Raw genomic sequence first — 20,436 nt, forward strand, 5'->3', positions numbered from 1 at the left:
AGAGGAAGCCATGGCAAACCCAGGTTCGCCGCGCCGCTTTGCGCGCATCGATCGTCTCCCCCCTTACGTCTTCAACATCACTGCCGAGCTCAAGATGGCTGCCCGCCGCCGTGGCGAGGACATCATCGACTTGAGCATGGGCAACCCCGATGGCGCCACCCCGCCGCACATCGTCGAGAAGCTGGTGCAGGTCGCCCAGCGTGAAGACACCCACGGCTATTCCACCTCTCGCGGTATCCCACGCCTGCGTCGGGCCATATCCAACTGGTACAAGGAACGCTACGAGGTCGACATCGACCCGGAAAGCGAAGCCATCGTCACCATTGGCTCGAAGGAAGGGCTGGCGCACCTGATGCTGGCCACCCTTGACCAGGGCGACACGGTGCTGGTGCCCAACCCCAGCTACCCGATCCATATCTACGGGGCAGTGATCGCCGGTGCCCAGGTGCGTTCGGTGCCGCTGGTGCCTGGTGTGGACTTCTTCAACGAACTCGAGCGGGCCATCCGCGAGTCGATTCCCAAACCGAAGATGATGATCCTCGGCTTCCCTTCCAACCCCACCGCCCAGTGCGTGGAACTGGACTTCTTCGAGCGCGTGGTGGCTTTGGCCAAGCAATACAACGTGCTGGTGGTGCATGACCTGGCCTATGCCGACATCGTCTACGACGGCTGGAAAGCCCCGTCGATCATGCAGGTGCCAGGGGCCAAGGACATTGCGGTGGAGTTCTTCACCCTGTCCAAGAGCTACAACATGGCCGGCTGGCGGATCGGCTTCATGGTCGGCAACCCCGAGCTGGTCAGCGCCCTGGCGCGGATCAAGAGTTACCACGACTACGGCACCTTCACCCCGCTGCAGGTGGCCGCCATCGCCGCACTGGAAGGTGATCAGCAGTGCGTGCGCGACATTGCCGAGCAATACCGCCAGCGCCGCAACCTGCTGGTGAAAGGGCTGCACGAGCTGGGCTGGATGGTCGAGAACCCCAAGGCCTCGATGTACGTATGGGCGAAGATCCCGCCGGAGTATGCGCACCTGGGCTCGCTGGAGTTTTCCAAGAAGCTGCTGGCCGAGGCCAAGGTATGCGTGTCGCCGGGGATCGGCTTTGGTGATTATGGTGATGACCATGTGCGCTTTGCCCTGATCGAGAACCAGGACCGTATTCGCCAGGCGATTCGCGGGGTCCGGCAGATGTTCCGGGCTGATGGTTTGACCCGCAAGTAAGTTATTGGGGCCGCTTTGCCGCCCATCGCGACACAAGGCCGCTCCCACAGGTACAGCGCAGCATTTGAAAATTGCGGCGTAGCTGTGGGAGCGGCCTTGTGTCGCGAAAGGGCTGCAAAGCAGCCCCGACTGATACTAAGGCGAGTTTTCCACCTGCATCCCACTGATTTATCTACCTACCTTCAGCACTCATTTCTCACCACAGAGAACCACAAATGAGTGCATTCACCGCCTATTTCTGCGGCACCGGCTCCCACCGCTTCGACGACGCCAACCCCAACTTCTGGAACGGCGAGCTGGTCTCTACCCTGGCCAGCAATGACCAGGGCCGCGAGTTCGCCCACTGGATCGCCGTTGACGGCCCCGGCAGCGGCAACCTCCAGGATGACAACCTGTTCGTCGAGCCCGGTGGCTACTTCAACTGGACCGGCCAGTTGTTCGGCCGCGGCTGGGAAGAGAACGTCAACCATGTGCTGCAGGTGATCAAGGGTGAAAGCAGTTGGCAGCGCACCAAGCTGAGCGAAGAGGAGTACCAGCGCCTGAAGGACGCCGGCGTACCCATTCCGGATGTGTCTTCCACTGCCTCCTGGTTCTGGCGTACCTACGACTACGGCGAGCGCCATCCAACACCGCAGGAGTTGCAGGAGCGCATCATCAGCATGTTCCGCAAGCCACGCTTGCCGACCCAGGTGAACCTGGTGGGCTGGAGCAGGGGAGGGATCAGTTGCCACATGCTGGCTAACGCCATGGCGCAGGACCCTGTGTTGCGGGACATACCCGTCAATATCTTCGCCATCGACCCGGTGCCGGGCATCGGCAACCTGCAAAGCCAGCGGGTAACCCTGGCGGGCAATGTTCGCGAGTACGTGGGTTTCTATTCGCGGGACGAGCGATCCAAAGGCTTTGCCTGTGTGATCCCGTCGGTCGAGCCGGATACGCGGATCTGCATCTACCCCATGCCAGGCCGCCATGCCACGCTGGTGGGCAATGCCTCGGTCGATGGTGCAGGTGACGGCGAGGTGCTGGTGGAGCCGGGGTTGATCGTTCGCCACTTTGCCGAGGTCTGCCTGACCCGCTGGGGTGTGCAGCTGGACAAGCGCCTGGCCCTGAGCGACAACCAGTTGATGCAGCATCACAGGGTCATGGCTGCTGCCGAAGGGCAGTACAAGGCCATGCGCAGCGAGTCGTATACCGTACTGACCGAGGGCGAAAAGGACGACCGGCTGGTGCATTGCGGTGAGGCTCGCACTCACTTCAGCAAGGTGTGTGGTGATGGCTATGACCCGACCGAAGGCCTTGGCTTGCAGCGCTGGGATGTCACTTCCTACGAGGCATTACGCTAACTTGAACGGGCGGCCGGCGAAGGCGCTGGCCGTCCATGCTCAATTGCCGGATCAGCGGCAAATATTTTTGCATTCCCCCTCTATCCAGCCACCCCGGCTTGGATTGAAAATGGCGCCGCGGGCCAGTCCCGATAACAACAACCTTCCCTCCGTGCCATCATGTCCGAATACAACCCTTGCCTTGACTGCGGCGCGTGCTGCGGGTACTTCCGTGTGTCCTTTTTCTGGGGCGAATGCCAGTCTGCCGGGGGCCTTGTGCCGGACGACCTGGTGGTACAGATCAACCCCACCCGTGTTGCCATGATCGGCACCGATGCCAAACCCTGCCGCTGCATCAGCCTGCAGGGCGAGATCGGCCAGGAGGTGGCTTGCACCATCTACGCCAACCGTTCCAGCCCCTGCCGCGAGTTCGAGGCGTCGTGGGTGGGTGGGGTGCATAACCCCAGCTGCGACGATGCGCGGGCGGCGTATGGCCTGCCACCGCTGACCCCGCCGGGGGCCAATGAGCCGCATTGGCCGGATGATGGGGCTGAGGTGGCCTGATTCTTCCAAGGTTGTCTGTGCCGGCCTCTTCGCGGGCATGCCCGCTCCCACAGGAGTGCACAGGACTCAAATACTGTGCGGTCCCTGTGGGAGCGGGCGTGCCCGCGAAGAGGCCATAAGCTGTAAGAAGATTCTGAACCTGGAACCAAATGCTTCAGGTGGCCGGGCATTGGGAATTATCCTACGAGCTCAGTCGGATGCCGTCTGATAGGCAGGGAAATACCACAGCGTTAACTTCGCCGTTCGCCCAGAAGGCGAGCGAGTGTGAGAACTCGTCGTTGGTAGTCCCTTGTCAGCTTATGGCAGCTGTGCGCGTGCAGGCTTCGGCCTGACCGTGGTGACTCCAACACGGGCTTCTCACCTCGCGTACGGCTGCCGCCCAAATCTGTGAGAAGGATCGAGGTGGTTGCCTCCAGCACACATTTGGAGTTCATCATGAGTAATTACCTCAAATCCCGCACCACCGCAGGCGTGGAGAAATTCCTCGAGCTGTACCGGGTAGAGCCGGGCGTCCCGCTGGACCTGGCATTCGATGAATTGTCGGTGCTGATCGGCTGCATCAAGCACCTGAACGAAGAGGCCGAGATGGAGGGCGACAAGATCGCCGGCAGCGCGGCGCGGATTCTCAGTGCGATGGCCAAGGCGCTGATCAATGATATGGAAGTAGGGTTGAGTCGTGGAGATTGAGCAATGGCCTGGTGTGCATGTCGGGCGGGCCAGTAGCGGCTGACAGGTGCATGCCGGAAGGATTGCGGTGGTTTTGAAATCGAGCGCCGCGCGGGCGGCGCTCGATCTTCGCATCACCACAAAACTCAAGACAAACACCCCTCAAACACACACCGACCCCAAGACCTGCCCCACCCCACCCCACATGAAGTTAAACTGTCATCTCCCCAGCAATGGACAGGAGATCCGGCGTGACCCCACCCCGCAGTTTCCCCAGTGACCTCTGCCTCGACAGCCCGCGTCTGCAATTGCGCCCCATGCGCCATGCCGATGCCGCGCAATGGCTGGCGATCATGGCCGACCCCGAGGTCATGCGCTATTGGCATCATGCCCCCTGGCAAGACCTGGCCGAAGCCGAAAGCGCCCTGGCCGCCGACCGCGAAGCCTATGCCAATGGCGACCAGCTCAAGCTTGGCATGTATCGCCGTGACAACGGCGAACTGATCGGCATGGTCCAGTTGTTCAACATCGACGATGTATCCCGCCGCGGTGAAATCGGCTACTGCCTGGCCAGCGCGGTGCAGGGCAGGGGATACATGGACGAAGCATTGACCTGCTTCATCGACTACCTCGCCCACACCCTGCACATGCGCCGTCTGGAAGGCGAGATCGACCCGCGTAACCAAGGGTCGGCACGCACCCTGGAGCGCCAGGGTTTTGTGCTGGAAGGTACCCTGCGTGCGCGTTGGTGCGTTGCCGGCGAGTTGTCCGATTCTGGTATTTATGGCCTTCTGCTAGAGCCCCCGGTTGCCTAGGAAATAAATCTTTTGCCAGTTTTCTACCTGAGCGTCAGCCTGCTGCTTTACCTGCTCGCACTGTTCTTCGATGGCGCGCTGATGAGCGGCGACCGCCACATGCCGGCCCTGCAAATGCTGTTGTACGGTCCCTGGGGCGTGCCCTTCGGGTTGTACCAATGGTTTGCCAACCCGCTACTGGCCTTGGCGACCCTTGCCCATCGACGCTTTCGCCGGCTGGCATTGCTGCTCGGGCTGGTGGCTGCGTACCTGGCGGCCAGCAGTTTCGGCATTGACCGCTTGCCGGACAACCAGAGCTATGAGTTTCATGACCTGACCGGTTTTGGTGTCGGTTTCTACCTGTGGCTGGCGGCGATGGTGGTGTTTTGCGTGGGGCAGGCCTGGCATTGCTGGAGGGCACGCAGCGCCGACGACATGCCGGGCTGGAGCTGGCTGGATGTGCTGTTGATCGCGGCGCTTGGTGTGGCGCTGTATGCGGCGACGCAGATGCCGTCGCTGCGCTTCGAGCCGGGCAAGGTGCTGATGCCGCCGGAACCGCCGCAGACGCTTTGAAGTCCACAAGGAGGGGTTGCATGAGCAAGCATTACCTGACGGGCCTGGCATTGGCCTGTGTGCTGCCGTTGGCCATGGCGGAGGACTACACGCCGGGATACGGGCAGTGCATGGACAAGGCATCCACTACCGTGGCCATGAGCGAGTGTATTCAGGCCGAGACGCAGTTGCAGGACCAGCGTTTGAACCGAGTGTTCAAGCAATTGATGGGTAAGCTGGATGCCGGGCAGCAGAAGAGCCTGCGTGATGTACAGCGCAAGTGGCTTGCCTATCGCGATGGCAATTGTCAGTTCCATGTACAAGCCAGTGGCGGGACCATGGCGCAGCTGGAAGGTGGGGCCTGTGTGATGGACATGACCCGCGACCGTGCGGCGGAGCTGGAGCGGGTGCTTAGTCCGGGGCAGTAGGGCTGTCTATACGGGCCTCTTCGCGGGTAAACCCGCTCCCACAGGTATTTCGCAAGCTTTGAGATCACGCTGTACCTGTGGGAGCGGGTTTACCCGCGAACACCGGCAACGCCGGTGCCATCCACCGCACGTTTCTACTTGCGCGGCTCGCGTAGCGCCCGGGCCTTGAGGTACTCGCGCACTTCCACGGCATCCCCGGCAAACTCGATACGTTCAGCCTTGGCCGCGCGCTGGTAGGCATACATCGGGTCGTAATATTCGCTCAGCAAGCCTTCGATGAAGACCCGGTGCAACTCCACCGAACCGCTGCGCTGCTGTTCTTCCAGCGCCTGGCGCAAGATTTCCGACAGCCGCTGATAGCGCTCGCCGCCGAGGCGCTTGTGGATCCTGCCCATGCTCTGCAGCAGCCCATCGGCAAACAGTCGGCGACCCTCTTCTTCTCCATGCAGGTTGACGAACTCTGCGCTCAGGTTGATCACGTAATCGCGCAGGATACGCTCCACGCGGTTGGCCAAACTGTCTTCCAGCCACACCAGCGGGTATTGCTGCATGCCTTGGTACAGCTCCAGCGGTACGGTGCAGCTGCCCACGATACGGCCTTCGTCTTCCAGTACGAACCGCTCGATACCCCGGGCGCGTTTTTTCAATACGTCTATGGCCAGCCGGTTCTCGAAGTCGATCTGCGCTGGCTGCGCTGTGGCGCGCTTGCCAAAGCTGGAACCCCGATGGTTGGCGTAGCCCTCCAGGTCCAGCTCATTGTCCAGCTGGTGCAGCACATCGGTCTTGCCGGTGCCGGTCAGGCCGCCCACCAGCACGAAATCACATTGCGCGACTGCCTGCTGGGTGGTCTCCAGCAGGAAGTTACGCATGGCCTTGTAGCCGCCTTCGACAAGCGGGTAACGGATGCCCGCCTCATCGCGCAGCAAGGCCTGCACGAGATGCGAGCGCAGGCCGCCACGGAAGCAGTACAGGTAGCCTTCAGGATGCGCCTTGGCGAACGCGACCCAAGCCTCCAGCCGAGCCTGCTTGGTCGCACCGCTGACCAACTGATGGCCCAAGGTGATGGCTGCAGCCTGGCCTTTCTGCTTATAGCAGGTGCCGACCTTTTGCCGCTCCTGGTCGTTCATCAGCGGCAGGTTGACGGCACCGGGGAAGGCGCCTTTGGCGAATTCGACAGGTGCACGCATGTCCATCATCGGCACATCGTCGAGGAACAGCTGGCGGAAATCGGTGCAGTCGGGGCGCATCAGATCACCTCGACCGCGTGGCTCTGTCGCTCGACCAGCTTGCCGATCGGCGACAGTTGCAGGCCCAGCCCGGCGGCCACCGCCAGGAACTCGGCTTCACCTTCCGGGGCCACCGCCACCAGCAGGCCGCCGCTGGTTTGCGGGTCGCACAGCAGGTGCTTCTGGTCGTCGCTCAGGGCACCGATCTTGTGCCCGTAGCTGTCGAAGTTGCGCAGGGTGCCGCCGGGGATGCAGCCTTCGGCCAGGTAGTGGTCGACGCTGGGCAGGCGCGGTACGGCGGCGTAGTCCAGGTGCGCGGTAAGGCCGCTGCCTTCGGCCAGTTCCACCAGGTGGCCGAGCAGGCCGAAACCGGTGACGTCGGTCATGGCCTTGACCCCGTCCAGCTTGCCAAAGCGGCTGCCGGGGGTGTTGAGGGTGCACATCCAGTCGCGGGCCAGGCCCTGGTCCTGCGCGCGCAGCTTGGCCTTTTTCTCGGCGGTGGTCAGGATGCCGATGCCCAGCGGCTTGGTCAGGTACAGGCGGCAGCCTGCGCTGGCGGTGTCGTTGCGTTTGAGGTGGCGTTTGCTGACCACACCGGTGACGGCCAGGCCGAAGATCGGCTCGGGGGCGTCGATGGAGTGGCCGCCAGCCAGTGGGATGCCGGCTTCGGCGCACACCGCACGGCCACCGCGGATCACTTCGCGGGCCACTTCCGGCGGCAGCACGTTGACCGGCCAGCCGAGGATGGCAATGGCCATCAGCGGGTCGCCGCCCATGGCGTAGATGTCGCTGATGGCGTTGGTGGCGGCGATGCGGCCGAAGTCGTACGGGTCATCGACGATCGGCATGAAGAAGTCGGTGGTCGAGACCACGCCGCGCTCGTCGTCCAGCGCGTACACGGCAGCATCGTCGCGCGAGGCATTGCCCACCCACAGTTTCGGGTCCAGGGCCTGGGCGCCACTTTCGGCGAGGATCACATCCAGCACCTTGGGGGAGATCTTGCAGCCACAGCCGGCACCATGGCTGTACTGGGTCAGGCGAATCGGCTCGCTCATGCGTACCTCGGCAGGTCAATTTATTGCGCGATTGTAGCAAAGCTGGCCTTTGAGCCAGCGCCTCTTATAATTCCTGAATTCCCGTTGTCGGCGCATAGGCCGGCCTTTCCCCGCTATTGAACCGGAGAACTCCCATGCTCAAACGCCCTCTGGCGCTCGCCGCCGGCCTCGTGCTGTCCTGCTGTGCCGTTGTCGCCCAGGCTGCTGACACCCTGCGGGTCAGCGCCATCCCTGACGAGGCACCGACCGAACTGCAGCGCAAGTTCAAGCCGCTGGGCGAGTACCTATCCAAGCAGTTGGGCATGGAGGTGAAGTTCGTACCGGTTGCAGACTATCCGGCAGTGGTCGAGTCGCTGGCCTCCGATCGTCTCGACCTGGCCTGGCTGGGCGGCTTCACCTTCGTCCAGGTGCACCTGAAGGACCCAACCGCAACGCCGCTGGTGCAGCGTGAACAGGATGCGCAGTTCACCTCCAAGTTCATCACCGCCAACCCCGATGTGAAGAGCCTGGCCGACCTCAAGGGCAAGTCGTTCGCCTTCGGTTCCATCTCGTCCACTTCGGGCAGCCTGATGCCGCGTTACTTCATGCTCAAGCAGGACAACATCAAACCTGAAGACTACTTCGGCCGTGTTGCCTACTCCGGCGCCCACGACGCCACCGTGGCCTGGGTGCAGGCCGGCAAGGTCGATGGCGGCGTGCTCAACGCCAGCGTCTGGCAGAAGCTGGTGGATGCCGGCAAGGTCGATACCACCAAGGTGAAGGTGTTCGCTACCACCCCGCCCTACTTCGACTACAACTGGACCGTGCGCGGCAACATGGACCCGGCGCTGAAAGCGAAGATCAAGAAAGCCTTCCTCGACCTCGACCCGGCCAACCCGGAGCACAAGGCGATCCTCGACCTGCAGGCCGCCAGCCGCTTCATCGAGACCAAGCCTGAGAACTACGTAGGCACCGAGCAGGCTGCACGCGAGGCCGGCCTGCTCAAGTGACATCTTCAGTGGCTTCCAACGTGGCTATTCATCTGCACGGGGCCGGGCTGCGCCATGGCCAGGTGCGTGCGCTTGACGCAGTGAGCCTGCGCATCGGTGAAGGCGAGCGCGTCGCCATCATCGGGCCTTCGGGGGCGGGCAAGTCCAGCTTGCTGCACCTGATGGCGACCGCCATCCAGCCCAGCAGCGGGCGCCTGGAGCTGCTCGGCGAGCAGCCCTGGGCATTGTCTGCCAGGGCCCGCCAGCGCCTGCGTGCGCGGGTCGGCCTGGTGCACCAGGCGCCGCCTTTGCCGCCGCGCCAGCGGGTGGTGACGGCGGTGCTGGCCGGCCGCCTGGGGCAGTGGGGCATGCTGCGAGGCTTGCTCAACCTGCTGTACCCCAGCGATGTGCCGGGGGCGCGCCAGGTACTGGCCGAGCTGGGCCTGGCCGACAAACTGTTCGTGCAGTGCGGGCAATTGTCCGGTGGCCAGTTGCAGCGGGTGGGTATTGCCCGGGCGCTCTACCAGCGGCCGCAGGTGCTGTTGACCGACGAGCCGGTGTCGGCCATGGACCCGGTGCTGGCCGACCATAGCCTGGCCTTGCTCAACCGCCACGCCCAGGCCAATGGCGTGACCCTGGTGGCGAGCCTGCATGCCGTGGACCTGGCGCTGGCGCACTTCCCGCGGGTAATTGGTATCCGCGAAGGGCAAGTGGTGTTCGACTGCCCGGCGCAAGCGGTGACCGAACAGTTGCTGGATGCGCTGTACGCCAACGAACAACTGGCTTCACCGCCAAGCCAGGGGCCGACCCTGACCGTGCAGATTCCGCGATGCTGAAGCGTGATACCCGCGACCCGGCGCTGCTGCCGCGGTTGCTGCTGACCCTGCTGGCGGTGGCAGTGCTGTGGCCTGGCGTCCGGTTGAGCGAACTGAACCCCGGGGTACTGCTGCAGGCGCAGAACCGCCAGCAGATCGCCAGTTTCACCAGTGCCTTCTGGCCGCCAGCACACGATGCCGACTTCCTTTCGCTGCTGTATGACGCCACCTTGCAGACCCTGGCCGTGGCCACGGCCGGCATGGCGTTGGCGTTGCTGCTGGCGGTTCCTGCCGGCCTGCTGGCCAGCCGTGCCCTGTCATTGCGCGCCGCCTCCCATGGTGGTCGCGCAGGGGTGTGGTCGCGCCTGCTGCGCCTGCCGGTGCGCTGGTTGCTGATTTTCCTGCGCAGTGTGCCGGAAATCGTCTGGGCGTTGCTGTTCGTGCGGGCCGTGGGGCTGGGGCCGACGGCGGGCGTGCTGGCCATCGCCATCACCTACAGCGGCATGCTCGGCAAGGTCTATGCCGAGATCTTCGAGTCGGTCGACCAGCGCCCGGCCCATGCCTTGCTGCAGGCGGGTAGTGGCCGCCTGGCTGCGTTTCTCTACGGCATCCTGCCCAGTGCGGTGTCCGAGGTGGTGTCCTACACCGTGTACCGCTGGGAGTGCGCAGTACGCGCCTCGGTGGTGATGGGCTTTGTCGGTGCTGGCGGGCTGGGGCAGCAGATCGACCTGTCGATGCGCATGTTCGCGGGTGCGGAAGTGGCGAGCATGCTGCTGACGTTCCTGGTCCTGGTGATGCTGGCCGACCTGCTCAGCCGCTTCCTGCGCTGGAGGCTGGCATGAACCGGGTGATCAACTTGCTGGTGCTAGGCGCCATCGTTGGTGCTGTGATGGCCTCGTTCGCCTACCTGGAGCTGGACTTGCAGGCGCTGGTCGGCAACGGCGGGCTGGGGCAGATGGGGGAATATGCCGGGCGTTTCCTGCACCCGGACCTGTCTGCCGGGCACCTGCGCGCGGTTGCGCGCGGGGCGCTGGAAACCCTGGCCATGTCAGGCCTGGGCACCCTGTTGGCCATGGTGCTGGGCATGCTGTTGGCGCTGCCGGCTGCTGGCCGGTTCGGTTGGCCGTTGCAGGCCTGCGCGCGGCTGCTGCTGAATGCCCTGCGGGCCATCCCGGAACTGGTGTGGGCCGCGCTGACGGTGCTGGCAGCCGGGCTTGGGCCGAATGCCGGTACCCTGGCCTTGGCGCTGCATACCGCTGGCGTGCTGGGGCGGTTGTTTGCCGAAGCGCTGGAGAACGCACCGCCGGAGCCGGCGGCGGCCATCCGCTTGCAGGGCGGCAGCCAGGTAGCGGCATTCTGCTTTGGCACCTTGCCCAATCTGTGGCCGCAGCTGTTGGCTTACAGCCTGTATCGCTGGGAGAACAACATCCGCATGGCCAGCGTGCTGGGGTTTGTCGGGGCTGGCGGGTTGGGGCAGATGCTGTACACCACCTTGAGCCTGTTCCAGGAGGCCCAGGCCAGCACGGTGATCATGGGGATGCTGGTGCTGGTGTTGTTGGTGGATGCATTGAGTGATGTGTTGCGCCAGCGCTATGTGCGGGCCTGATCGATAGCCGGGGCCGCAACGCAGCCCCAAAATCGATCAGGCACCACCAACTTCGGCACACTGCGCCTCCCGCTGCATCGACTCCAGGTTCCGCTCGATCGTCTCGCAAATGCTGTCCATCTGGATCTGGTGCTCACTGAACTTGAACGGGCTCTGCAAATCTGTCCCGATCCGCTCGATGGCCAGCAGCATGAAGCCCACCACCGTCGAAGCCAGCGGCGTGAACCAGCCCAGCGACTCCACCAGCCCCACCGGCACGATCAGGCAGAACAGGGTGATGAACAGCCGCGGAAAGTACACATAAGGGTAGGGCAGCGGCGTATTGGCGATCCGCTCCATGCCACCCTGGGCATTGGACAGGTCTACCAGCGTCGATTCCAGCCTTGCCAGACGAATGCTGTCCAGCCGCCCGGCCTGGTACTCCCGCGCCAGCAACGCCGCCGAACCACTCAGAATGTCGTTGGCGAAGTTGTTCGAGCGGTTGCGCCGCTCGAATTCCGCCGGCGGAATGAACGCCATCAGTTCATCCGGGCAGCGCTCACCCTTCAAGTGCGCCGCCAGGCAGTTCACATAGGCAATATGCCGGCGCAACAGGGTAGCCTTGACCGGGTTGAGGCCATCATCCGGGTCATCGATCAGGGTCAGTGCCTGCCGCGCGAAGCTGCGCGAACTGTTGACCAGCGCCCCCCACAAGGTGCGCGCCTCCCACCAGCGGTTGTAGGCGCTGCTGTTGCGAAAGCTCACCAGCACCACCAGCGCCGAGCCCAGCAAGGTCAACGGGATCAGCGGCAGGGTGAACTTGCTGTTGAAGAACAGCATGAAATCGATGGTGACCAGCACATCCCAGATCAGCAGCCAGAACAGCGACCAGCCTATATAGCCGATGGTTTTCACGGCCAGGCGGTATTTGCGGACAATGATGTCTTTCACGCGGGCTACCTCGAAAATTGGCAGATGCAGGATCCGACGTCGAGGCAGGGCGAAGGTTCGGTGTGTGATTGTTGCAAGGGATTTTGGATCTTCTCGTCCAGCCCCATGCAGTGCCTCGCTGACTCAGCCGGGTTGGATCAACACCTGTTTCATCTGCACCAATGCCACCCGCGAGCCATCCCACGCTTGCCGTTCCTCGATGCCGAACGGCATGAAGCCCAGCTGTGGATAGAGCAGCAGGCCCGCTGTGTTGTGGTTGAAGCACGACACCCATACCTCCCGGGCTGCGAACTGTTGGCGGGCCAGTTCGATCATGGCAGTGACCAGGTAGCGCGCTACGCCTTGGCCGCGTGCGGCCTGGGCCACGATCACGTTGCCCAGGGCGCACACGCCGCCGTGTTCGGCCTTGTAGAAGTTGGCGAATGCCAGCACCGTGCCGTTGCCTTCCACCACCGTGGAGCTGCTGCGCTGGGCGATGGCATCGTTCAGCTGGGCGGGGGAGAGGGGGTAGCTGGCTTTGGGGAACATGTAGAACAGTTCGGCCGGGCTTTGCGGGAAGCTGCAGATTCCAGGGATATCGTCGGGCCGTACGGGGCGGTGGGTCAGGTGCATGGCAAGTCCTTTTGTGCTGCTGGTCGGGCCACTTCGCGGGCAAGCCCGCTCCCACAAGGGGCGTGGCAGTATCGGTGTGGGCGGGCGTGCCCGCGAAGTCATATTCTGCCCCGCCACGGGTCAATGCTCACTGTTTATGAAACCACTTCCCCCTTGGTCGGGGTCGCGTTTCGCATCAGCTCTTTGCGCAATTTACCGGGGGACATGCCGAACAGGTTCTGGAAATGCCGAATGAAATGGGGAGCATCGGCAAAACCGCATTCGAAAGCGATTTCTCCGATATGTCGATCCGAGCTGATGAGCAGCCAGCGGCCAAACCTGAGTCGAACCTGGCGATAGAACTGGGCCGGGGTGCTACTGGTTTCGGCGACAAACAGCCGCTCCAGTTGCCGTTTACTGGTACCGACAAGGTTCGCGATCGCATCGATATCCAAAGGCTCGGTCATGTGCTTTTCCATCAGCATCACGGCTTCATGCAGGCGCCTGTTCGAAGAGCTGGCGTAGCCAAGTGCCTTGCGCCGATCGACGAAACTGCCAGAGCTGCTTTTCGCGACGGTCATCTGGTGCACGACCTTGCCGGCGCGATCCGGGCCGCAATGCATCCCGATAAGATGGATGGCCAACTCAATCACCGAGATGCCACCTGCGCAGGTGATCCGATCCTTGTCGATCAGGAAGTCACTGTTGCTGACAAAGCGCAATCGCGGGTACAGGCGTTTCCAGTCATCGCAATGGTAGGCATGCACACAGGCAGTACGCCCCTCCATCATGCCATGTCGCGCGAGCACGAAGCTGCCTGTGCATAGGCCGATCAATGGAACGTCAGCGGCGGCTGCCTGATGCAGGAATGCCGGATAAGTCTTCGGCGCTGCCTCCAGGTAATCCAGTAGCCCACCAATCACCACGATGTAATCAAATTGATGAGGGTCGGTGAGTTCACTGTCGATGGGTACATCCAGCCCGCAACTGGAAATGACTCTTTGCCCGGGGGTACCGAGGACTTTCCATTGGCATCGTATCGGGCGGCTCTGATCGCCCGTATCGGCAGCATGTCGCAACGCATCGGTCAGCCCCGAGAGTGACAGCAAGGGGAAGCGCGGCCATAGCACGATACCTATAGACAACTCGGTGGCGCCGCGTCGGCTTGGCGGATGTCGTGCCTGACCCTGGTCAAGCGCTTCCACGAGGCTTGCGCTGGAGGCGTTGGGCAGTGCATCTCCGAAATGTCGCAAATATTCAATCATTCCTGCAAACCATCCAACAAGTTATGCCGCTGATCACCATACGATGAGCGCCTGCCCAACACCATGCTGTTCATAGAAAAACAATCAGGGAGCACGTGATGAAGAAGCCCAACGTTCAACGGTTTGCCGGTATCTATGCGGGTTTGCTGGTATCCATGATGGCTTCGCTACCGGCATTCGCACTGGAAACGGTAGAGCCGGGAAGCCTGACCGTCGCGTTCACCGGGGACATGCCGGGGACCGGTTATCAGGACAGCCGGATGGTCGGCTACGATGGTGAAATCCTTCAACAAATCGCTGAGAAGCTGGGTTTGAAGGTCAAGCCGGCCTTGATGGACTGGGCCAGCACCATTGCCTCGGTACAAGCCAACCGCGTGGATGTCATGGCCGGCACCATGGGCTGGACCGAGCAGCGCGCGAAGATCATGACCGTGAGCGACCCGATTCACTATTTCAAGAACGGCATCACCCAGACCGACAAGACCAACTGGAGCAGCCTCAAGGATTTGCAGGGTAAAAAGGTCGGCACTATCACGGGTTTCTCGTTCATTCCCGAGATGCGCAAGATCGAAGGCTTGCAAGTCGCGCTGTACGACACCTCCGATGCCGCGGTGCGCGATCTGCTCGCCGGGCGTATCGATGCAGTGATTGGCGATCCGCCGGTCATGCAATACGCCATTTTCCGCAATCAGCAATGGCACCTGCGTTTCAACGCCTTCACCGACAACGACCCTGATTTTCCGCTGCTGACGGGCCTGGGGCAGGTGGTGTACGGCTTCAATAAAGAGGCAAGCCCGCAGCTTGTGGCTGCCGTGAACGAGCAGATCCAGACCCTCTGGAAAAGCTGCGAAATGCGCAAGATCGGTGCCCGCTACGGCTTGTCCCAGGATGTCTGGTATGTGCCGGAAGGCAAGAACCTGAGGCTGAGTGTCGACCGCCCGGCGGACTGGCAACTGCCTGGCTGCAAGTAAGCGCTTGAGCGGATGAATCGGCCTTTGCCGGTTCATCGCCGTACCTATAACAATAAAGAGGTTAACCAAGATGTCGACCCCGTCCGAACCTGCGCTGCTGCGCGTGCATGACCTGCATAAAAGCTATGGTGAGCTGGAGGTGCTCAAGGGCATCAACCTGGAGTTGAAAGCCGGTGAAACCCTGTCGTTGATCGGCCCCAGCGGGTCGGGAAAGTCGACTTGCCTGCGTTGCATCAATTACCTGGAAAAACCCACCCGAGGCGATATCTGGCTGGGTGACGAGTTGATCGGGCAGGTCAAGGATGGCAAACGCATACGCCTGATGAGTGATCGGGAAATGGCCCCACAGCGACGCGAGATCGCCATGGTGTTCCAGCTTTTCTACCTCTGGCCACATCTGAATGTGCGCGACAACGTCGCGCTGGGGCCGATAAAGGCACAAGGCATGCCGCGCAAGCAGGCCTACGAGCTGGCTGATGCCATGCTGGAAAAGGTCCACCTGCGACACAAGGCCGAGGTCTATCCCGAGCAGTTGTCCGGCGGACAACAACAGCGGGTGGCTATCGCCCGCGCGTTGGCCCAACAACCAAAAGTCATCCTGTTCGACGAGCCGACCTCGGCACTGGACCCCGAACTGGTGGGGGAAGTACTGGCCGTGATTCGCGAGCTGGCGCAAGAGGGCCGCACCATGATCATGGTCACCCATGAAGTGCGCTTCGCTCGGGATGTGGCGGATCGGGTGATCTTCATGGACGGCGGGCACATTGTCGAGCAAGGGCCTTCGGCGCAGGTTATCGACAGCCCACGTCATGAGCGTACCCGCAGTTTTCTCGGGCGCATGGCCATGGAGGGCGCTTGATGGCGAACTTCGAGGTCTTTCTCGGGCTATTGCCCCTGTTGTTGAAAGGCGCGCTCACCGCCCTGGAAATCGCGCTGTGTACCTTGCTGCTGGCGAGTGCCGGTGGCGTGGTACTGGCCGTGTTGCTGACGTTCAGCCGCTCACGGCTGCTGCATGGCGTGGTCGGCTGTTTCATTGAGTGGATGCGCAATGTTCCCGCGCTGGCGCATCTGTTCCTGATCTATTTTGGTCTCTCCTACCTTGGTATCAACTTGCCCGCGTGGCTGGCCGCCATCGTTGGCTTGAGCCTGGTAGGCAGTGCGGTGTTGGCCGACATTTTCCGCAGTGGCTTGCAGTCGCTGCATGTCGGTCAGCATGAAGCCGGGTTGGCTGTCGGCCTGAGTCGGATGCAGATTCTGCGCTGCATTCTCTTGCCCCAGGCCCTGCGCCTGACGTTGCCAGCGTTCGCCAACTACGTCACGCAACTGATCAAGGACACCTCCATTGCCTCAGCCATTGCCGTGCCGGAGATCATGTTCCTGGCGCGCAATCTGGTGACGTCCACCTTCCAGACGTCGCTGATCTACCTGGCAGTGATGTGCATCTACGCCGTGATGATTCTGCCGATCGGTGTGGGATTCATCAGGCTCGAACGTCATCTGGGGAGTGCGCGATGATCAGTTTCTTTCAGCAATACCCGGAGTACTGGAGCGACTGGAGTGTCCGCCTGATGCTTGGTGCCCGGGTCACCGCCGAACTGTCCCTGTTAGGGTTCGCCCTGGCGGTCGTGCTGGGCGCGTTGCTGGTCTGGGCGATGCGAAGCCCGAGCGCGATCCTGAGGCGGTTGGCAGCGTTCTTTATCCAGAGCATGCGTGCAGTACCGCTTCTGGCGTTGCTGCTGGCCCTGTATTTCGCGCTGCCCAGCCTGGGGTTGACCTTGTCCGGCTATTGGGCCGGGGCCATCGGCCTGGGTTTGCAGGGGGCCGCGTACGTTGCGGAAATTCTGCGTGGCGGCCTGGATTCTTTGCATCGCGGCCAGCGCGAAGCGGCAATCGCGATCGGATTGACGCCGTTCAAAGCGTTTACCACCGTCATCCTGCCGCAAGTGTTTCGCGTCATTTTGCCGCCACTGCTCAACGCCTACGTGTCGATCCTCAAGGACAGCTCGTTGTGTGCCCTGATCGCCACCGACGAGTTGATGCTGGCAGCGCGGGCCATCGCTTCGGAAACCTTCCTGCCAATGCATGTCTTCCTGCTGGTAGGGCTGTTCTATTTCGTTATCGCCTTCCCTCTTTCAATGCTGTCGCGTGTGCTGGAAAAGCATGTTTCACGCGGACGCAAAACCGTGCGAGGTTGAACATATGAACACCATGGATCAGGTAACTTCCCACAGCATTGCCCAGTTGCAACAGGCGCTGCAGGCCGGCTCGCTGACCAGCGAAGCGCTGGTACGTGCGCAACTGGCGCGCATCGAGCGTTTTGACGAGCAGCTGAATGCTTATGTCGAGGCCTATCCCTCGCGAGCCTTGAGTGCAGCCATTGCTGCGGATCGCCAACGTGCGGCCGGCATACACCTGGGGCCGCTGCATGGCATTCCTCTGGCGATCAAGGATTTGTTCGAGATCGAAGGGCAGGCCATCACGGGTGGCTCGTTGGCGCAGGAACCGCGTGTTTCGAGGCTGACCGCCACGGCAGTGCAACGCCTGGAGCGTGCCGGCGCGATCATTCTTGGCAAGGCCCAAACGGTCGAATTCGCTTTCGGTGGCTGGGGCACCAACGCGGTGATGGGCACGCCGTGGAACCCGTGGGACCGTAATGTCCATCGCGCTCCGGGTGGTTCAAGCAGCGGTTCGGCAGTGGCCGTGGCCAGCGGGTTGGCGAGCGCTGCGTTGGGGACCGATACCGGCGGTTCGGTGCGGATTCCGGCGGGTATGTGCGGCTTGGTCGGGTTGAAAACCACGCGTGGGCTCGTCAGCCGCCATGGCTTGATCGAGCTGTGCCCTTCGCTGGATTCGGTAGGGCCTATCACGCACACGGTTGAAGATGCAGCGTGGATGCTGGATGCCCTGCTGGGCCCAGACCCGCTGGATCCGGTTTCGGCCCAGGCACCGGTATTCAGCGCCGCTGCCGGTCTCGATCGGCCAGTAGCCGGTTTGCGCATCTGGGTGTTGCCGGAGGCCGAGCGAGCGCATGTGGCGCCCGGAGTACTGAAGGCTTACGACCTGGGGCTCAAGCAGTTGGCCGCGTTGGGTATGCAATTGATCGAACAACCGCTACCCACATCGTTGGAGCAGTGCATGCGCATCGCTGGTGGCCTGATGAGCGCTGAGGGTTATGCCAGCCTGGGTCGCTTGTTCGAGCGTGACGACCTGCGTTTCGACCCCCATGTCCAACGGCGCATACTTGGTGGTCGCGCCATCGACGCGGCGTCGTATATCCAGTTGCACAATCAGCGCCGTGCCGCTCGGCAAGCCATGCACGAGGCCATGATCAACATAGACGCCTGTGTTTTCCCGACCAACGCTATTGGCAGTGTGCCGTTGGAGGAGGTCGACGAATATGGCACGCCACTGGCCTTGCTGGGGCGGTTCGCCAACTTGATGAACCTGTGTTCGGTGGCGCTGCCCATCGGGTTCGATGAAAAGGGTATGCCTGTCTCGATGCAGGTTGTCGGGCAAGCCTTCGCCGAGCCACTGATCCTGCGCATCGGCCATGCCTATCAACAGGTCAGCGACTGGCACACGCGACGGCCTGAGGGCTGGGAACTGGCAGACAAAGCGGTTGCATGAACAAACCTGTCATGCAGGCCAAGTCATACGTGGCGTCTGTTAACCAATACCCTGAAGGCAATACCGTGGGGTATGACCGGACAGTGACACTGAGTCGTGATTCAAAACTTGCGAATATTCCAGTGAGGTTCTCGGTTGGCTACCGTCGCGCGTTTACCAATAAGGGCGTTGTCCTGGTTAATGGGCAGCGTGCGCCAGTGGTAGGGAAAGTTGCCATGAATACCGTCATGGTGGACGTGACAGATATCCCGGCTGTGCGGGCTGGCGATCAGGTTGTGCTCTTGGGTAAACAAGGGGAGAGCAAGATCACCCAGGGTGAAATTGAAGCGCTCAGCGGAACCTTGCTGGTTGACCTTGCTACTGTTTGGGGGAGGAGCAATCCTCAAACCCTGGTGACGGATAAAACCTCTGATTAACTCGTAAGAGGGCGAGTCGCTACTGCGGTAATAACGCTCCACAGTAGCGACGTTTGGCAGTGATGCTTGCGGGTCACTGCCGCTCCTTGATCCCTGCGGGGATGGACACCGGGCCCAAGCTACTGCACCGGATCACTCACCGGCTTGGCAAAGATGGCCTTGAGTTCGCTGGTCATCGGGAACTCCAGGTTCAAGCCTTTAGGCGGAATCGGCTGTTGGAACCAGCGTTGGTAGATCCCGTTGATTTCCCCTGAACTGTAAAGTTCGCCCAGCGACGCGTTCACCAGCGCGAGGAACTGCGGGTCATCCTTGCGCACCATGCAGCTGTAGATTTCCCGCGACTGCTCTTCCCCGACCACCACCCAGTTGTGCGGGTCGCGGGCCTTGGCGCGTTCGCCGTAGAGCAGTGCATCATCCATGTAGAACGCCGCCGCCCGGCCGGACTGCAACATCTGGAAAGCTTCGCCATGGTCCTTGGCGCTGATCACGGACATGTCCATCTTGTTATCGACGTTGTAGCTCTTCAGGAAGCGTTCGTTGGTGGTGCCGGCGGTGGTCACCACATTCTTGCCGCGCAGGTCGGCGAAGTGCTTGATCCCGCTGTCCTTGGCCGTCAGCAACTGGCCTTTGACATAGATGAACCCATAGGAAAACGCCACCTGCTTCTGTCGCTCTGCGGTGACGCCGGTCGAGCCGCACTCCAGGTCGACGGTACCGTTCTGTACCAGCGGAATGCGGGTTTGCGATGTCACCAGGTTGTACTTCACCTGGAGCTGGGGCAAGGCCAGCTTCTGCTGCACCCGCTCGACGATCTTGCTCGCCAGTTCTACCGAGTAACCCATCGGGCGGCCCGAGTGATCGCCCACGTAGGAGAACGGCACTGAAGCATCGCGATAACCCAGGGTGATGCTGTTGGTTTTGGCAATCTTGCTCAAGGTAGGCCCCAGCGCTGCTTCGTCAGCATGGGCCTGAGTGCCCAGCAACAGGGCGAGGGTGCAGCCGATCAACGTGATTTTTTGCATTGTTGTTCTCCGTTGCAGGTGAGGGGGTTAGCGACGTGCCGCGATGACGGTTATTTCCACCAGCACTTGCGGGCGCGCGAGTTCGGCCTGCAAGGTGGTGCGACTGGGTGCCTGGCCGGGCGACAGCCAGGCAGACCAGACGTCATTCATCGCCGCGAAATCTTTGCCGATGTCCTTCAGGTAAATGGTCGCGCTGAGCAGATGATCCTTGTCGCTGCCCGCCTCGGCCAACAATGCGTCGATCTTTTCCAGTACTTGGCGGGTCTGGCCGCCGACATCGGTGGCGTCGTTCGGCACCTGGCCGGAGAGAAACACCAGGTCGCCAAAGGTCACGGCGCCGGACAAGCGAGGATTGGGCTGGATACGGTGGATGGTCATCGGGTGGTCCTTTCAAGGAGT

Annotated in this window: 23 protein-coding genes and 1 pseudogene; 17 read left to right on the forward strand and 7 right to left on the reverse strand. The window is 62.0% G+C overall.

Annotated elements, in window-relative coordinates; all coding sequences use genetic code 11:
• Positions 1-10 precede the first annotated feature (10 nt).
• The 7 genes from alaC (at position 11) to A4C63_RS01965 (ending at position 5,545) form a co-directional block, all read left to right on the forward strand.
• A complete protein-coding gene (alaC, locus tag A4C63_RS01935; protein ID WP_063911283.1) occupies positions 11-1,219 on the forward strand; it encodes an alanine transaminase in 1,209 nt (402 codons plus the stop codon).
• 215 nt (positions 1,220-1,434) lie between these two features.
• The gene (locus tag A4C63_RS01940) at positions 1,435-2,562 is read left to right on the forward strand and encodes a hypothetical protein (RefSeq protein WP_063911284.1); all 1,128 of its coding nucleotides are present in this window, start codon (positions 1,435-1,437) and stop codon (positions 2,560-2,562) included.
• 159 nt (positions 2,563-2,721) lie between these two features.
• The gene (locus A4C63_RS01945) at positions 2,722-3,105 is read left to right on the forward strand and encodes a YkgJ family cysteine cluster protein (RefSeq protein WP_063911285.1); all 384 of its coding nucleotides are present in this window, start codon (positions 2,722-2,724) and stop codon (positions 3,103-3,105) included.
• Positions 3,106-3,540: 435 nt separating this feature from the next.
• Positions 3,541-3,792 (forward strand): DUF3077 domain-containing protein, encoded by a 252-nt coding sequence (locus A4C63_RS01950; RefSeq protein WP_063911745.1) that lies wholly within the window; start codon positions 3,541-3,543, stop codon positions 3,790-3,792.
• Between the two features lie 230 nt (positions 3,793-4,022).
• The gene (locus A4C63_RS01955; RefSeq protein ID WP_012270565.1) at positions 4,023-4,586 is read left to right on the forward strand and encodes a GNAT family N-acetyltransferase; all 564 of its coding nucleotides are present in this window, start codon (positions 4,023-4,025) and stop codon (positions 4,584-4,586) included.
• A gap of 12 nt (positions 4,587-4,598) precedes the next feature.
• A complete protein-coding gene (locus A4C63_RS01960) occupies positions 4,599-5,138 on the forward strand; it encodes a hypothetical protein (protein WP_063911286.1) in 540 nt (179 codons plus the stop codon).
• Between the two features lie 20 nt (positions 5,139-5,158).
• Positions 5,159-5,545: a lysozyme inhibitor LprI family protein gene (locus tag A4C63_RS01965; protein WP_063911287.1), complete on the forward strand. Its 387-nt coding sequence runs from the start codon at positions 5,159-5,161 to the stop codon at positions 5,543-5,545.
• A gap of 134 nt (positions 5,546-5,679) precedes the next feature.
• Here A4C63_RS01965 and mnmH read toward each other — a convergent pair whose 3' ends face one another.
• A complete protein-coding gene (mnmH, locus tag A4C63_RS01970; protein ID WP_063911288.1) occupies positions 5,680-6,792 on the reverse strand; it encodes a tRNA 2-selenouridine(34) synthase MnmH in 1,113 nt (370 codons plus the stop codon).
• Positions 6,792-7,826 (reverse strand): selenide, water dikinase SelD, encoded by a 1,035-nt coding sequence (selD, locus tag A4C63_RS01975; RefSeq protein WP_063911289.1) that lies wholly within the window; start codon positions 7,824-7,826, stop codon positions 6,792-6,794. The genes mnmH and selD overlap by 1 nt, the downstream gene beginning before the upstream one ends.
• Positions 7,827-7,960: 134 nt before the next feature.
• On the opposite strand from selD, the gene A4C63_RS01980 reads away from it, so the two are divergent.
• The 4 genes from A4C63_RS01980 to phnE are packed head-to-tail and all read left to right on the forward strand — an operon-like array spanning position 7,961 to position 11,215.
• Complete coding sequence (locus tag A4C63_RS01980; protein WP_063911290.1) at positions 7,961-8,815, forward strand: putative selenate ABC transporter substrate-binding protein; 855 nt, start codon at positions 7,961-7,963, stop codon at positions 8,813-8,815.
• 20 nt (positions 8,816-8,835) lie between these two features.
• Positions 8,836-9,630 (forward strand): phosphonate ABC transporter ATP-binding protein, encoded by a 795-nt coding sequence (locus A4C63_RS01985; RefSeq protein ID WP_063911746.1) that lies wholly within the window; start codon positions 8,836-8,838, stop codon positions 9,628-9,630.
• Positions 9,624-10,451, forward strand: coding sequence for an ABC transporter permease (locus A4C63_RS01990; RefSeq protein ID WP_063911291.1), 828 nt, complete (start codon positions 9,624-9,626; stop codon positions 10,449-10,451). Before A4C63_RS01985 ends, A4C63_RS01990 begins: the two co-directional genes overlap by 7 nt.
• Positions 10,448-11,215 (forward strand): phosphonate ABC transporter, permease protein PhnE, encoded by a 768-nt coding sequence (gene phnE, locus A4C63_RS01995; protein WP_063911292.1) that lies wholly within the window; start codon positions 10,448-10,450, stop codon positions 11,213-11,215. The genes A4C63_RS01990 and phnE overlap by 4 nt, the downstream gene beginning before the upstream one ends.
• Before the next feature lie 36 nt (positions 11,216-11,251).
• On the opposite strand, the gene A4C63_RS02000 is transcribed toward phnE, so the two are convergent.
• The 3 genes from A4C63_RS02000 to A4C63_RS02010 form a co-directional block, all read right to left on the reverse strand.
• A complete protein-coding gene (locus A4C63_RS02000; protein ID WP_063911293.1) occupies positions 11,252-12,145 on the reverse strand; it encodes a bestrophin family protein in 894 nt (297 codons plus the stop codon).
• A 123-nt stretch (positions 12,146-12,268) separates the two neighbouring features.
• Positions 12,269-12,757: a GNAT family N-acetyltransferase gene (locus A4C63_RS02005; RefSeq protein WP_063911294.1), complete on the reverse strand. Its 489-nt coding sequence runs from the start codon at positions 12,755-12,757 to the stop codon at positions 12,269-12,271.
• Positions 12,758-12,891: 134 nt separating this feature from the next.
• Complete coding sequence (locus A4C63_RS02010) at positions 12,892-14,001, reverse strand: GlxA family transcriptional regulator (protein WP_063911295.1); 1,110 nt, start codon at positions 13,999-14,001, stop codon at positions 12,892-12,894.
• A gap of 98 nt (positions 14,002-14,099) precedes the next feature.
• Here A4C63_RS02010 and A4C63_RS02015 point away from each other — a divergent pair, with 98 nt between their 5' ends.
• From A4C63_RS02015 to A4C63_RS02040, 6 genes and pseudogenes are all read left to right on the forward strand, one after another.
• Entirely contained in the window at positions 14,100-14,972 is an 873-nt protein-coding gene (locus A4C63_RS02015) for an ABC transporter substrate-binding protein (protein ID WP_063911296.1), read from the forward strand.
• A 70-nt stretch (positions 14,973-15,042) separates the two neighbouring features.
• Positions 15,043-15,831, forward strand: coding sequence for an amino acid ABC transporter ATP-binding protein (locus A4C63_RS02020; RefSeq protein WP_063911297.1), 789 nt, complete (start codon positions 15,043-15,045; stop codon positions 15,829-15,831).
• Positions 15,831-16,487: an amino acid ABC transporter permease gene (locus A4C63_RS02025; protein WP_063911298.1), complete on the forward strand. Its 657-nt coding sequence runs from the start codon at positions 15,831-15,833 to the stop codon at positions 16,485-16,487. The genes A4C63_RS02020 and A4C63_RS02025 overlap by 1 nt, the downstream gene beginning before the upstream one ends.
• The gene (locus A4C63_RS02030) at positions 16,484-17,167 is read left to right on the forward strand and encodes an amino acid ABC transporter permease (RefSeq protein WP_063911299.1); all 684 of its coding nucleotides are present in this window, start codon (positions 16,484-16,486) and stop codon (positions 17,165-17,167) included. The genes A4C63_RS02025 and A4C63_RS02030 overlap by 4 nt, the downstream gene beginning before the upstream one ends.
• 4 nt (positions 17,168-17,171) lie before the next feature.
• Complete coding sequence (locus tag A4C63_RS02035; protein ID WP_063911300.1) at positions 17,172-18,599, forward strand: amidase; 1,428 nt, start codon at positions 17,172-17,174, stop codon at positions 18,597-18,599.
• Positions 18,600-18,601: 2 nt separating this feature from the next.
• Positions 18,602-19,015 (forward strand): annotated as a pseudogene (locus A4C63_RS02040) (alanine racemase C-terminal domain-containing protein); the annotation flags it as partial.
• 119 nt (positions 19,016-19,134) lie between these two features.
• Here the strand turns inward: A4C63_RS02040 and A4C63_RS02045 are convergent.
• Both A4C63_RS02045 and A4C63_RS02050 read right to left on the reverse strand, forming a co-directional pair.
• Positions 19,135-20,037 carry a transporter substrate-binding domain-containing protein gene (locus A4C63_RS02045; RefSeq protein WP_063911302.1) on the reverse strand — a complete coding sequence of 301 codons (903 nt, stop codon included), beginning with the start codon at positions 20,035-20,037 and terminating at the stop codon, positions 19,135-19,137.
• 27 nt (positions 20,038-20,064) lie between these two features.
• Entirely contained in the window at positions 20,065-20,415 is a 351-nt protein-coding gene (locus tag A4C63_RS02050) for a RidA family protein (protein WP_063911303.1), read from the reverse strand.
• Positions 20,416-20,436: the final 21 nt, after the last annotated feature.

Source organism: Pseudomonas sp. p21, from assembly GCF_001642705.1.
Taxonomy (GTDB): domain Bacteria; phylum Pseudomonadota; class Gammaproteobacteria; order Pseudomonadales; family Pseudomonadaceae; genus Aquipseudomonas.

Bases quoted from the DNA above. Each gene is read 5' to 3' on its own strand.
- alaC (WP_063911283.1), top strand. From the start codon at position 11: ATGGCAAACCCAGGTTCGCCGCGCCGCTTTGCGCGCATCGATCGTCTC.
- A4C63_RS01940 (WP_063911284.1), top strand. From the start codon at position 1,435: ATGAGTGCATTCACCGCCTATTTCTGCGGCACCGGCTCCCACCGCTTC.
- A4C63_RS01945 (WP_063911285.1), top strand. From the start codon at position 2,722: ATGTCCGAATACAACCCTTGCCTTGACTGCGGCGCGTGCTGCGGGTAC.
- A4C63_RS01950 (WP_063911745.1), top strand. From the start codon at position 3,541: ATGAGTAATTACCTCAAATCCCGCACCACCGCAGGCGTGGAGAAATTC.
- A4C63_RS01965 (WP_063911287.1), top strand. From the start codon at position 5,159: ATGAGCAAGCATTACCTGACGGGCCTGGCATTGGCCTGTGTGCTGCCG.
- mnmH (WP_063911288.1), bottom strand. From the start codon at position 6,792: ATGCGCCCCGACTGCACCGATTTCCGCCAGCTGTTCCTCGACGATGTG.
- selD (WP_063911289.1), bottom strand. From the start codon at position 7,826: ATGAGCGAGCCGATTCGCCTGACCCAGTACAGCCATGGTGCCGGCTGT.
- A4C63_RS01980 (WP_063911290.1), top strand. From the start codon at position 7,961: ATGCTCAAACGCCCTCTGGCGCTCGCCGCCGGCCTCGTGCTGTCCTGC.
- A4C63_RS01990 (WP_063911291.1), top strand. From the start codon at position 9,624: ATGCTGAAGCGTGATACCCGCGACCCGGCGCTGCTGCCGCGGTTGCTG.
- phnE (WP_063911292.1), top strand. From the start codon at position 10,448: ATGAACCGGGTGATCAACTTGCTGGTGCTAGGCGCCATCGTTGGTGCT.
- A4C63_RS02005 (WP_063911294.1), bottom strand. From the start codon at position 12,757: ATGCACCTGACCCACCGCCCCGTACGGCCCGACGATATCCCTGGAATC.
- A4C63_RS02010 (WP_063911295.1), bottom strand. From the start codon at position 14,001: ATGATTGAATATTTGCGACATTTCGGAGATGCACTGCCCAACGCCTCC.
- A4C63_RS02015 (WP_063911296.1), top strand. From the start codon at position 14,100: ATGAAGAAGCCCAACGTTCAACGGTTTGCCGGTATCTATGCGGGTTTG.
- A4C63_RS02020 (WP_063911297.1), top strand. From the start codon at position 15,043: ATGTCGACCCCGTCCGAACCTGCGCTGCTGCGCGTGCATGACCTGCAT.
- A4C63_RS02025 (WP_063911298.1), top strand. From the start codon at position 15,831: ATGGCGAACTTCGAGGTCTTTCTCGGGCTATTGCCCCTGTTGTTGAAA.
- A4C63_RS02030 (WP_063911299.1), top strand. From the start codon at position 16,484: ATGATCAGTTTCTTTCAGCAATACCCGGAGTACTGGAGCGACTGGAGT.
- A4C63_RS02035 (WP_063911300.1), top strand. From the start codon at position 17,172: ATGAACACCATGGATCAGGTAACTTCCCACAGCATTGCCCAGTTGCAA.
- A4C63_RS02045 (WP_063911302.1), bottom strand. From the start codon at position 20,037: ATGCAAAAAATCACGTTGATCGGCTGCACCCTCGCCCTGTTGCTGGGC.
- A4C63_RS02050 (WP_063911303.1), bottom strand. From the start codon at position 20,415: ATGACCATCCACCGTATCCAGCCCAATCCTCGCTTGTCCGGCGCCGTG.